At 61.6% G+C, this 11,314-nt stretch carries 13 protein-coding genes; 1 reads left to right on the top strand and 12 read right to left on the bottom strand.

The window, feature by feature from the left end; genetic code table 11:
• Positions 1-16: 16 nt before the first annotated feature.
• The 7 genes from gspM to gspG form a co-directional block, all read right to left on the bottom strand.
• Positions 17-532 carry a type II secretion system protein GspM gene (gene gspM / locus VFW72_RS10110; RefSeq protein WP_329674166.1) on the bottom strand — a complete coding sequence of 172 codons (516 nt, stop codon included), beginning with the start codon at positions 530-532 and terminating at the stop codon, positions 17-19.
• Between the two features lie 15 nt (positions 533-547).
• Positions 548-1,810, bottom strand: coding sequence for a type II secretion system protein GspL (gspL, locus tag VFW72_RS10115; RefSeq protein ID WP_329674167.1), 1,263 nt, complete (start codon positions 1,808-1,810; stop codon positions 548-550).
• Between the two features lie 123 nt (positions 1,811-1,933).
• Complete coding sequence (gspK, locus tag VFW72_RS10120) at positions 1,934-2,965, bottom strand: type II secretion system minor pseudopilin GspK (protein ID WP_329674168.1); 1,032 nt, start codon at positions 2,963-2,965, stop codon at positions 1,934-1,936.
• A 12-nt stretch (positions 2,966-2,977) separates the two neighbouring features.
• Entirely contained in the window at positions 2,978-3,646 is a 669-nt protein-coding gene (locus tag VFW72_RS10125; protein ID WP_329674169.1) for a PulJ/GspJ family protein, read from the bottom strand.
• A complete protein-coding gene (gene gspI / locus VFW72_RS10130) occupies positions 3,646-4,020 on the bottom strand; it encodes a type II secretion system minor pseudopilin GspI (protein WP_349256423.1) in 375 nt (124 codons plus the stop codon). Before gspI ends, VFW72_RS10125 begins: the two co-directional genes overlap by 1 nt.
• Positions 4,007-4,513, bottom strand: a complete 507-nt coding sequence (locus VFW72_RS10135) for a pilus assembly FimT family protein (RefSeq protein WP_329674171.1) — start codon at positions 4,511-4,513, stop codon at positions 4,007-4,009. The genes gspI and VFW72_RS10135 overlap by 14 nt, the downstream gene beginning before the upstream one ends.
• Positions 4,488-4,946: a type II secretion system major pseudopilin GspG gene (gene gspG / locus VFW72_RS10140; RefSeq protein ID WP_329674172.1), complete on the bottom strand. Its 459-nt coding sequence runs from the start codon at positions 4,944-4,946 to the stop codon at positions 4,488-4,490. The genes VFW72_RS10135 and gspG overlap by 26 nt, the downstream gene beginning before the upstream one ends.
• A 164-nt stretch (positions 4,947-5,110) precedes the next feature.
• On the opposite strand from gspG, the gene VFW72_RS10145 reads away from it, so the two are divergent.
• Positions 5,111-5,707, top strand: a complete 597-nt coding sequence (locus VFW72_RS10145) for a hypothetical protein (RefSeq protein WP_329674173.1) — start codon at positions 5,111-5,113, stop codon at positions 5,705-5,707.
• Between the two features lie 2 nt (positions 5,708-5,709).
• On the opposite strand, the gene ilvA is transcribed toward VFW72_RS10145, so the two are convergent.
• The 5 genes from ilvA to atpA form a co-directional block, all read right to left on the bottom strand.
• Positions 5,710-7,395, bottom strand: a complete 1,686-nt coding sequence (ilvA, locus tag VFW72_RS10150; protein WP_329674174.1) for a threonine ammonia-lyase, biosynthetic — start codon at positions 7,393-7,395, stop codon at positions 5,710-5,712.
• 154 nt (positions 7,396-7,549) lie between these two features.
• Positions 7,550-7,966 (bottom strand): F0F1 ATP synthase subunit epsilon, encoded by a 417-nt coding sequence (locus VFW72_RS10155; protein WP_329674175.1) that lies wholly within the window; start codon positions 7,964-7,966, stop codon positions 7,550-7,552.
• A 65-nt stretch (positions 7,967-8,031) separates the two neighbouring features.
• Positions 8,032-9,447, bottom strand: a complete 1,416-nt coding sequence (atpD, locus tag VFW72_RS10160; RefSeq protein ID WP_329674176.1) for a F0F1 ATP synthase subunit beta — start codon at positions 9,445-9,447, stop codon at positions 8,032-8,034.
• 34 nt (positions 9,448-9,481) lie between these two features.
• Positions 9,482-10,348, bottom strand: coding sequence for a F0F1 ATP synthase subunit gamma (gene atpG / locus VFW72_RS10165; RefSeq protein WP_329674177.1), 867 nt, complete (start codon positions 10,346-10,348; stop codon positions 9,482-9,484).
• 11 nt (positions 10,349-10,359) lie between these two features.
• On the bottom strand, positions 10,360-11,314 hold a 955-nt coding region (atpA, locus tag VFW72_RS10170), incomplete at its 5' end, for a F0F1 ATP synthase subunit alpha (RefSeq protein ID WP_329674178.1).

Here is an 11,314-nt window from a genome sequence, read left to right on the forward strand (position 1 = left end):
GTCGGTCCTATCGGTCTCATTGACCTTCAGACCCCGGCCCCAAAGCCAGGATCACGGTACCGGAGTAACGCCCGGGTTCGGTCTGCGTCAAGGAGACTTCGACCGGCTTGGCGCGCGCAGCGGCGCGAATTTCATCCAACCAACCGGCCAGCGCATCGCCCGACACGGCATTGGCAGTCAGGGTAGCCCGATCGCCTTGAATCATCAAGCGGCCGGCCTGCCCCAAACGCTCGGTGGCAGCCTGAAGCGCGGCAGCCGCCTGCACAGGCGGCACGGGAGGACGCTGCCGCAGCGACTGCACCTCCTGCGCCTGACGCCGCATCACTTCGAGTTGGCTGTTGACTTCATTGAGCTGGCGGGGAGTTTCCTGCAGCGACTTCACGGCAGGCCGAATGCCCAACATGACCAGCAGCACCAAGCCCCCCAGCCAGGCTGCAGCCGAAACCAAGCGACGCTCACGCGCAGGCATGGCCGCCCACTTGGCCTGCCAGGCTTGCTGGAGATCTCGCAGGGATTGAAGTTGTTCAGACATGGGTCGGTTCAGCCATCAGGAACGCGCCGCACGACGCAGGGTGACTCGCCCGTCCGGCCCGGGCTCCAGGGTGATGCCCGCAGCACTCAAACGCCCGCGGATCTGTTCAATGTCAGCCGGACTCCAGGTGCGAGGCGGCGTCAGGGTCAGTGAGTTGCCGTCGTACTGGATGGAAGCCGAGGGCTGATCAGCCGGCCAGACGGTGGCTGCAGCCCCCATCAGGCTTTCCAGGTCGTTGTCGCCGACCTGCCCCGCAGAAGCACGCAGCAGTTCGGTTTCTTTCTGCATCTGGGCATAGGCATCAAACACCGCCTGCACTTGCGGGTGCGCCTGCTTGAGCACGGCCACCATTTCAGCGCGCTTTTGCTTGACCATGCGCCCCTGGTGCCAGGCCCACAGATTCACGCCCACCAGTTGCGCAGCCGCCAAGGCTACCAGGCCCACACGCACAGGGCGCCACTGAATGCCCATGAAGCGCCGCCATTGGTCGCTGATGGCATACCAGCCCTTGCTCTGCGGGGTCAGGTCGAATTGCAGCAGGTTCCACATCGAGCGGGCCGCCAGCAGCAAATGCTCGGCCTGCGTCTGCACGGTCACCACACGGCCCAGCCAACGCTCGGCCGGTGCCGCCACAGCAGGCGTGGCAAAAAATCGGATCTGTTCAGGTGTCTGCTCGGGCAACAGGGCTCGCGCCAGACTGCCCGAGATAGGCCAAGTCGCCACGCCATCCATGGTGGACCAGGTCAGCAAGACATCGTTGCCACCGGCGTCATCGGCCTCACCACCCCAATTGGCTTCATGGAAATAGGCGGTGGCAGGTTCATCAGGGCACACAGCCGGCACCACACGCTGCACACGAATCTTGGCCTTTTCCAGCGCCATCAGCTGGCTGGTCAGCCAGGTATGGTCACACACCGCCACCCAGGCATCGAGTCCGGCACGGCCGGTTGGCTCGACCGCAAAGTGCAGATTGTCAGGGTCGTCCAGCAGGGCATCTTCCAGCATGCCCGCCAGCGCCGCACGCAAGCGTGCCCCTGGCGCCTTGGGCAGCGCCAGGCGGTGCCAACTCACATCGGTGGGGGCCATGACGGCAATGACCATGTCGGCGCGCGGCAGCATATTGGCCACGCAACGACCATGCCGCGTCACCGCCTGCCCATCCGTGCTGAGCACGTAGGCATATTCCTTGGTCGCGGACGACGGCGCAGCCGACTCGCTTTCGGGCAAGTCGGCACTCAGGCGCGAACGCGCAGGCAGTTGAAGGATGAGAAAGCTCATACCCGTAGGACAGTTGTACACGCCTAGCTTAGGCGCAATCTGATTGTAGGAGCGGGGAAATAGGGCGCTTTTAGGTACGGATACTTGCCAAAACAACGCCCGCCCACCATGTTCACGGGGGGATCAGGGCTGGGGTGAGCCCTCATTGAGGCGATCCACCCCGGCAAAGCGGACCCGACTGCGTACCTGCATGTCAGTGCCCACTCGCTGCACCACATGGCGCTGCTCGATGACATTGTCTTCGTAGCGCAAACGCCCCCGCACCTCGAAAAAGTCTGACGCCACAGTCACCCGCGTCAAATTCAGGTTCTGCACCCCCAACAAGGTCTGCACCTCATCGGGGGCCTTGAAGGCATTGCGCTGCCTGGCCTGTACCAAGCGGGCCGCACGCGCCAGATCAAACCCTTCGATCACCGAGGCGATGACCTCCTTGGGCGCCGTATTCACATTGACCTGCGTTCGATCCGGCAACAAAGTCAGGTAGGGCCGCAGCTTTTCGACCGTGCCCGCATCCAAGCCCAGCCAGGTCAGCTGATCCATGCTTTGCGGCAACAACGGCGCTGCCGCACGCTGCGCCGGCCCGCCCAGCTTGGCCAGCACGGCCGGATCGTCGCCCTGTGCCGCCAGAAACGCTTTGCGATAGGCCTGCGCCAGCGTGTCGGCCAGAGCGCCCGGCAAGCCGGAGAACTCGCACAGGCGCTTGAGCACCGCCAACTCCTCCGGCACCAGATCCAGCTGATCGTTGATGATGTTGCGCAGGTTATAGCGCGCCGTCACATCCTCCACCTTACCGGATAGGAAGGCTTCAGGAGCATCGTCGGAGTTGTCCTTGTCGGTCGCCAGGAAGCTGGACAAGCGCGCCTCGGCCAAGGGAATGGCCCAAGGCTCGCCCAGATGATCCGGCCCACCGTTGCGTTTGTCCTCCTTGAGGATCAGACGCGCCCAGTCGAGCGCCCCAATGAGCACCCACTCGGACTGCGAGCGCACCCGCTCGGCCGCCTCGATCTGCACGGCACGCCACTGCTGCCAAACCATCGAGGCCGAAAAAGTCGCCACCAGGGTCACAATGACCATGGCCATCAACAAGGCCGCCCCGCGCTGTCCCGAAGGGCACGATGGGCGATTCAGACGAGCAGGGCAACGCGAGGTGTTCATCTCAACCCCTCCTCAATTCGGTTGGGGCGGCATGATCACATCGCGCGTGACCGCGCCCGAGAAGCCGCTGTCGGGCCCCAAGGTCAGGACCAGCCGAATCGCCTGGGGCAGCACTTCTTTGGTCTGAGTCGCGACCGCGGCACCTGAGGCCGCACCGGCGGGCGGGCGCACCTGAGCCACGTCGTTCGACGACTGACAGTTCGACCAGTTGCCATTGCGGTGGCAGTACACCCGCCATTGCTCCAGCCCCGGCTCGGCGACCAAGGTGCCCGGCTCTTTTCCCTGCAACTGGAACGATCGCATCCACTGCTGCTGCAACTCGCCCACGGTGGTGGTCGCCGAACTGGCCCAGCGCAACCAACGGCCATTGCGCAACGACCAGACCACCATCTGGGCCCCCGCGCCCGTTTTACGGGTCATGCGCACATTGGCTCCATCGAACTGCCACGCGGGCACCACTCCGGTGTCAATGACGGCAGACAAGTCGGCCTCCCACTGCGTCACAACCGACTGCAATCTCAGCGTTTGCTTGAGTTTGCCGTCAGCCACCTCTCGCGCCTTGGTGATGGCGTCCATTCCCTTCCACGCGGCCGACGACAGCACCGCCAGAATCAACAGCGACACCAGCACCTCGATGAGGGTGAAGCCCGTCTGAGCCAGCTTGAATGCACGCCCCCCCATCAGAACCTCGGCAGAATGGTCGACAAGCTCACAATCGGCTGCTTGTCTTCATCAAAGATCTGGGTATCAACACGCCGAAAGTTGATGTTCGGCGTAGGGCGTACCACCATGTGACCCGGCAGTTCCCGGCCCATCTGCTGACAGGTGAAGTCGCTGTCCCCCACCGACGGGTAGCTTTTGGTCAAACGCAAAGCCGTCAAATGATTTTCTGCACACCACTGCGCCAAGGTCAGGTCAGTCATGCGCTGCGCATTCAGCGTCAGCCCGCCTGCCGCCTTGATGCCGGCAGACAGCGTCATGGCCACCACCGCCAGGGCCACCAGCACCTCGATCAGGGTCATGCCTTGCGGCAACCGGCGCTTAACGTACCGCACTGGTCACCCCCGAACCCTCACCCGCCTCAGCGTCTTGCGGGAGAACCACATCGAACGGCGCCAGACCATCTGTGCCGATTGTGATGCGCTGCTCGCCCAGGGTGAGTTCCACCTGTTGCGGCCCGATGACCGGCTCGGGGCCCAGCACAATGCTCTTGCCCCCAACGACTCGTGCGGTCACTTCCGGCTCCATCCATTTCAAAGACGGCAACAAAGCAGGCGGCAAACCCACGAACTGGTAATCGGCTTCCGGACCATTGGGCTGCGGTATCCACAGCACCGTCATCGCCCCCGTACGCGCCTGGGTGCGGGCAGCCTCCAGCTGCGCGATCAAGCGCGCGGCCTCCCGCTCCAATCGGGTCACCGACGGATCAGGAATCGCCAAGGACACCACTGCCGTGGTGATGGCGATCATCGCGACCACCACCATCAATTCGAGCAGCGTGAACCCTCGCTGGCGCAGTGACTTACTGCCAGGAACCGATGTCGGCATCCCGCCCTTCACCACCGCTTTGGCCGTCTGCACCAAAACTGAACACATCGACAGGGCCCTTCACGCCAGGATTGACGTACTGGTAGCCACGGCCCCAGGGGTCGTTGGGCAACTTCTCCAGGTAAGGCTTCCAATTGGGAGGGATCGGCCCAGTGGTCGGCTTGGTCACCAAAGCTTGCAAGCCCTGCTCACTGGTGGGGAAGCGCATGTTGTCAAGCTTGTAGAGCTTGAGCGCCTGCATCAGATTCGCCACATCGGTCTTCGCGGCAGTGACTCGGGCATCGTCGGCACGGTCCAGCACATTGGGCACGATCAAAGCGGCCAGCAGGCCAATGATGACCAGCACCACCATCAACTCGATCAAGGTGAAGCCACGCTGCACGGCCTTCACCGACGCACGGGCGACTTGCGGAAATTTCACAATCAGTTTCATTTTCGGTCCGTATGAATGCTGCAAAAGGACTGCTGACGCGGCCTTTGACCCACGGAGGCCAAGCATGCCCGACAGCGGAGGCGCTCGGATGGGGGATCTACCCGGGGTCCCCCTAGCTGTTTCGCCCCTCAGTCACGGTGTTCTCCCATCATAATGGGCTCACCATGGCATCACGAATCCTTGCACTCATCATTTGGGCCGCCTTCGCCGCCAGTGTGGCGTTCTGGGGCCTGCGTTGGTTGGCCAAGCCCACTGCGGTTCCAGCCAATGCCAGTGCCGTGTCACTCGACAACGCCGGCAAGGGCGACCCCCGCAAGCTTCTGGCAGGCCCTGCCAAAGCGTCGGGCCCTGCTGCGCCCGACATGGGGCAGAACGCCATGTTGGCCGGGCGCATCAAACTCATTGGCGTCGTGGCGCCGAAAAACCCCGAAGACAACAGTGGTGTGGCCTTGGTGAGCATCGATGGCAAGCCGCCACGCGCCCTTCATGTGGGCGATGTGGTCGAGGCTCCGCATGTCATCAAACGCCTGACGCAACGCGGTGCTGAAATCGGCCCGGCCGATGGCCCAACGGCCGTCACCCTGGATCTGCCCACTTTGCCTCCACCGGCCACCGGCGTGCTGCCAGCCGTAGCCGGCTTGACCGCCAACGGTGCACCGGAGGGTGCAAGCCCGGGCTTTCAACCCGGCACGCCCCCACCCAGCCTGATGCCAGGTGGCGTCGCGCTGCCCACCCCGCCGCGCGGGATGATCGCACGCTGAGTTCAGCGCAAGAACAAGCGATAAACGGGGTTACGGGTCTCGTCCACGTAGACATAACCCAACTTGTCCAGGAAGGTCTTGATCGACTTGGTCTCGGCCTTCGGCACTTGCAAGCCCACCAGGATGCGCCCATAGTCGGCGCCTTGGTTTCGATAGTGGAACAGACTGATGTTCCACCCCGGCGGCAGACTCGTCAGGAAGGCCATCAAGGCCCCCGGGCGCTCCGGAAACACGAAGCTGTACAGACGTTCGCCGTCGGCCAAAGCCGAGCGACCACCGACCATGTGGCGAATATGGGTCTTGGCCAATTCGTCGTGGGTCAGGTCCACCGTATCAAAACCCTGGCGTTCGAACAGCTTCGCCAGCTTGCGTGACTCACCCTTTTCCTTGGTCGTCAGGCCCACGAACACATGGGCTTGCTTCTCATCGGAAATGCGGTAGTTGAACTCGGTTACGCTACGCGGGCCAATGGTTTCACAAAAGCGCTTGAACGACCCCCGCTCTTCCGGAATCGTGACCGCCAGCAGCGCCTCTCGCTGCTCACCCACCTCGGCACGCTCGGCTACAAAGCGCAAGCGATCGAAATTCATGTTCGCGCCGCAGTTGATGGCAATGTAAGTCTTGCCCTGGCCGCCGTGCCGCTCAGCGTATTGCTTGATCGCCGCCACCCCTTGCGCCCCCGCAGGCTCGACAATCGAACGCGTATCCTGATAGATGTCCTTGATCGCCGCGCATACCTCATCGGTGCTGACAATGACATAGTCGTCCACCAACTCTCGCGTCAACCTCAGGGTCTCTTCGCCCACCAGCTTCACGGCGGTGCCGTCCGAGAACAAGCCCACGTCAGACAAGGTCACGCGTTTGCCGGCCTTCACCGATCGCACCATGGCGTCAGAGTCAGCCATCTGCACGCCCACCACCTTGATCTCCGGGCGCACGGCCTTGATGTAAGCCGCCACCCCGCTGATCAGCCCGCCGCCGCCAATGGCGACGAACACCGCATCAATCGGGCCTGAGTGCTGGCGCAAGATCTCCATGGCCACGGTGCCCTGCCCCGCGATGACATCCGGGTCATCGAATGGGTGGACAAAGGTCATGCCCTTTTTCTTTTCCAGTTCCTTGGCGTGCAGCGCAGCATCGGAATAGCTTTCGCCGTGCAACACGATCTGAACGTTCTCGCCCCCGAAGGCGCGCACCGCATCGATCTTCACCTGGGGTGTGGTGGTCGGCATCACGATGGTGGCCTGGCAGCCCAGGCGCTTCGCCCCCATCGCCACGCCTTGCGCGTGGTTGCCCGCCGAAGCGCAAATCACCCCCTTGGCCAGATGTGCTGAACTGAGCTTGGCCATCTTGTTGTAGGCCCCGCGCAGCTTGAAACTGAACACCGGCTGCTTGTCTTCGCGCTTGAGGTACACGTGGTGCCCCAGCCGCCGCGAGAGATTCTTGGCCTCATCCAGGGGCGACTCAATGGCCACGTCATACACGCGACTGGTCAATGTCTTTTGCAGATAGTCCTGAATGGTCAAAGGCGCCGCGCGCTTGGCGACTGCCTTCTTCGTCTCCGTCTTTGCCGCCTTTTTCGTCAGCTTTTGGGTGGCCTTGTTCTTGGCTGGCGCTTGGGCAGCCGAGCCCTTGCCGCTTGCGGCTGGGGTCGAACGAGGGGAAGCAGCGGTACGCGCGGTGGACATTGAAGACACTCTCCGGGACGAATGCAAGGTCAAGGCCTACAGTCTACAAGCCTGCCTATTGGGGCAAGGCGCATCACAATGAAAAAAGCCCACGACACAGGCCGTGGGCTTTTGCTTCGAACCCGGCTCGTGACACGAGCCAGCACTCGAAAATTTACTTCTTGCGCAGACGCTGGATGGCGGCCAGTTGGGCAACCATGACAGCCAGTTCGCTCTGGGCCTTGGCCAGATCCAGATCGCCCTTGGCGTTCTGCAGGGCTTCTTCAGCCAAACGCTTGGCTTCATTGGCCTTGGCTTCGTCCAGATCGGCGCCGCGAATCGCGGTGTCGGCCAGCACGGTCACACAGTGAGGTTGCACTTCCAGAATGCCGCCAGCCACGAAGACGAATTCCTCTTCGTTGTTGTCAGCACGTTGGATGCGCACGGCACCGGGCTTGATGCGTGTGATCAAGGGAGTGTGGCGAGGCAGAATGCCAAGCTCACCCACTTCACCAGGCAGCGACACCAGCGTGGCTTCGCCCGAGAAGATGGACTCTTCGGCCGAAACGACGTCAACGTGAATGGTGGACATAGGGCTCTTTCGTTAGGTCAAGCAAACCGGATCGCGCCGCACGCAGCGCGATCCGCCGGCACTGATTAGTTCAGGGCCTTGGCCTTTTCGAAGGCCTCGTCGATGGTGCCGACCATGTAGAAGGCTTGCTCGGGCAGGCTGTCGCACTCGCCGTTCACAATCATCTTGAAACCACGGATGGTTTCCTTCAGGGGCACGTACTTGCCAGGAGCGCCAGTGAACACTTCGGCGACGTGGAAAGGCTGCGACAGGAAGCGCTGGATCTTACGAGCGCGAGCCACCAGCAGCTTGTCTTCCGGAGCCAGTTCGTCCATACCCAGAATGGCGATGATGTCGCGCAGTTCCTTGTAGCGCTGCAGCGTGCCTTGCACGGCGCGGGCCACTTGGTAGTGCTCTTCGCCAACCACGTGGGGGTCCAGCTGACGCGAGGTCGAGTCCAGAGGATCCACAGCGGGGTAGATACCCAGCGAAGCGATGTCACGAGACAACACCACGGTGGAGTCCAAGTGAGCGAAGGTGGTGGCAGGCGATGGGTCAGTCAAGTCATCGGCTGGCACGTACACGGCTTGGATCGAGGTGATCGAACCGACCTTGGTGGAGGTAATACGCTCTTGCAGACGGCCCATTTCTTCAGCCAGGGTAGGTTGGTAACCCACAGCGGAAGGCATACGACCCAGCAGAGCGGACACTTCGGTACCGGCCAGGGTGTAACGGTAGATGTTGTCCACGAAGAACAGCACGTCACGACCTTCGTCACGGAAGGCTTCAGCCATGGTCAGACCAGTCAACGCCACGCGCAGACGGTTGCCAGGAGGCTCGTTCATCTGGCCGTAAACCATCGCCACTTTGGACTCGATCAGGTTGTCTTGCTTCACGACGCCTGCATCAGACATTTCGTGATAGAAGTCGTTACCTTCACGGGTACGTTCACCCACACCAGCGAACACCGACAGACCCGAGTGAGCCTTGGCGATGTTGTTGATGAGTTCCATCATGTTCACGGTCTTGCCCACACCGGCGCCACCGAACAGACCCACTTTACCGCCCTTAGCGAAGGGGCAGACCAAGTCGATCACCTTGATGCCGGTTTCCAGCAGCTCGGTCGAGGGAGACAGTTCGTCGTACGCAGGAGCCTTGCGGTGGATCGAAGCGGTTTGCGCTTGGTCCACAGGGCCACGTTCGTCGATGGGGTTACCCAGCACGTCCATGATGCGGCCCAGGGTAGCAGGACCCACGGGCACGGTGATGGGGGCGTTGGTGTTGCTCACGACCATGCCGCGGCGCAGGCCGTCGGACGAGCCCAGCGCAATGGTACGGACGATGCCGTCACCCAGCAGCTGTTGCACTTCGAGGGTCAGCGCGGAGCCTTCCATCTTGAGGGCGTCGTACACCTTGGGCATTTGGTTACGTGGGAATTCCACGTCAACCACGGCGCCAATGCACTGAACGATCTTGCCCACTGCTTGTTGCGTGTCAGCCATTTTTCGTTCCTTCAATCAATTCAAAATCTTCGGATCAGACCGCTGCCGCACCGGCAACGATCTCGGACAGTTCGGTAGTGATCGCGGCTTGACGGGTCTTGTTGTAGACCAGCTTCAGTTCCTTGATCACGTTGCCGGCATTGTCGGTAGCGGCCTTCATGGCCACCATGCGGGCCGACTGCTCCGAAGCCATGTTCTCTGCCACAGCCTGGTAAACCAGCGCTTCAACGTAACGGGTCATCAGCTCGTCGATCACCAGCTTGGCGTCAGGCTCATAGATGTATTCCCATGCATGAGTCTTTTCGCCTTCGAACTCGTTGGCCTTCAAAGGCAGCAGCTGCTCAACCAAGGGCTCCTGCTTCATCGTGTTGATGAAGCGGGTGAAGCACAGGTAGACAGCGCTGAGTTCGCCAGCGACGTAAGCGTCGAGCAGCACCTTGACCGGGCCGATCAGCTTTTCCATGTGGGGGGTGTCACCCATGCCGACCACTTGCGCGACGACATTGGCACCGATCCGGTTGAAAAAGCCTGCGGCCTTGTTGCCGATGGCGACCACGTCAGCCTTGACGCCCTGACCTTCGAGCTCCTTGAGCTTGTTGGTCACGGCGCGCAGGACGTTCGTGTTCAAACCACCGCACAGACCCTTGTCTGTGCTCACCACGATGATGCCCACCTTCTTGCCATCAGCGTTTTGCTGCATGAAGGGGTGGACGTACTCGGGATTGGCCTTGGCCAAGTTCGCCGTGATGTTGCGCACCTTTTCAGCGTAGGGGCGAGCCGCAATCATGCGATCTTGCGCCTTGCGCATCTTCGAAGCCGCGACCATTTCCATGGCCTTGGTGATCTTCTTGGTGTTCTCGACGCTCTTGATCTTGTTGCGTATTTCCTTGCCTACGGCCATGGTGCGCTCCTTTAGGCGAAGGTCTTCTTGAACGCGACGATGGCCGATTGCAGTTCAGCTTCGGCGTCCTTGTCCAGGGCCTTCTTCTCTTCGATCTTGGCGAGCAACGCAGCGTGGCTGGTCTTCAGGAACTGGTGCAGACCAGCTTCGAAAGCCAAAACCTTCTTGACGTCCACGTCGTCCATGAAGCCCTTGTTGACGGCAAACAGAGTTGCGCCCATCAGGGAGATCGACAGAGGTTGATACTGAGCTTGCTTCAGCAGTTCGGTCACGCGGGCACCGCGGTCCAGCTGCTTACGGGTCGCTGCGTCCAGATCGGAAGCGAACTGCGCGAAGGCAGCCAGTTCACGGTACTGGGCCAGGTCGGTACGGATACCGCCGGACAGGCTCTTGATGACCTTGGTCTGAGCAGCACCACCCACGCGAGACACCGAGATACCGGCGTTGATCGCAGGACGGATACCAGCGTTGAACAGGTTGGTTTCCAGGAAGATCTGACCGTCGGTAATCGAAATCACGTTGGTCGGAACGAAAGCGGAAACGTCGCCAGCCTGGGTTTCGATGATGGGCAGCGCGGTCAGCGAACCGGTCTTGCCCTTCACTTCGCCGTTGGTGAAGGCTTCGACGTAGTCGGCGTTCACGCGAGCGGCACGCTCCAGCAGGCGGGAGTGGATGTAGAACACGTCGCCGGGGAAAGCTTCGCGGCCGGGAGGACGGCGCAGCAGCAGCGACACTTGACGATAGGCCACAGCTTGCTTGGACAGATCGTCATACACGATCAGGGCGTCTTGACCGCGATCGCGGAAGTATTCGCCCATGGCGCAACCGGAGTAGGCCGACACGAACTGCATGGCAGCCGAGTCAGAAGCCGAAGCGGCCACGACGATGGTGTACTCCATGGCGCCAGCTTGTTCCAGAGCGCGCACGACGTTCTTGATCGACGATGCCTTCTGACCGATGGCAACG

This window comes from Aquabacterium sp., from assembly GCF_036273115.1.
Classification (GTDB): domain Bacteria; phylum Pseudomonadota; class Gammaproteobacteria; order Burkholderiales; family Burkholderiaceae_C; genus Aquabacterium.

What these genes read in the sequence shown, in the direction of transcription:
- gspM (WP_329674166.1), bottom strand. Translation starts at nt 532, where the DNA reads ATGTCTGAACAACTTCAATCCCTGCGAGATCTCCAGCAAGCCTGGCAG.
- gspL (WP_329674167.1), bottom strand. Translation starts at nt 1,810, where the DNA reads ATGAGCTTTCTCATCCTTCAACTGCCTGCGCGTTCGCGCCTGAGTGCC.
- gspK (WP_329674168.1), bottom strand. Translation starts at nt 2,965, where the DNA reads ATGAACACCTCGCGTTGCCCTGCTCGTCTGAATCGCCCATCGTGCCCT.
- VFW72_RS10125 (WP_329674169.1), bottom strand. Translation starts at nt 3,646, where the DNA reads ATGGGGGGGCGTGCATTCAAGCTGGCTCAGACGGGCTTCACCCTCATC.
- VFW72_RS10135 (WP_329674171.1), bottom strand. Translation starts at nt 4,513, where the DNA reads ATGCCGACATCGGTTCCTGGCAGTAAGTCACTGCGCCAGCGAGGGTTC.
- gspG (WP_329674172.1), bottom strand. Translation starts at nt 4,946, where the DNA reads ATGAAACTGATTGTGAAATTTCCGCAAGTCGCCCGTGCGTCGGTGAAG.
- VFW72_RS10145 (WP_329674173.1), top strand. Translation starts at nt 5,111, where the DNA reads ATGGCATCACGAATCCTTGCACTCATCATTTGGGCCGCCTTCGCCGCC.
- ilvA (WP_329674174.1), bottom strand. Translation starts at nt 7,395, where the DNA reads ATGTCCACCGCGCGTACCGCTGCTTCCCCTCGTTCGACCCCAGCCGCA.
- VFW72_RS10155 (WP_329674175.1), bottom strand. Translation starts at nt 7,966, where the DNA reads ATGTCCACCATTCACGTTGACGTCGTTTCGGCCGAAGAGTCCATCTTC.
- atpD (WP_329674176.1), bottom strand. Translation starts at nt 9,447, where the DNA reads ATGGCTGACACGCAACAAGCAGTGGGCAAGATCGTTCAGTGCATTGGC.
- atpG (WP_329674177.1), bottom strand. Translation starts at nt 10,348, where the DNA reads ATGGCCGTAGGCAAGGAAATACGCAACAAGATCAAGAGCGTCGAGAAC.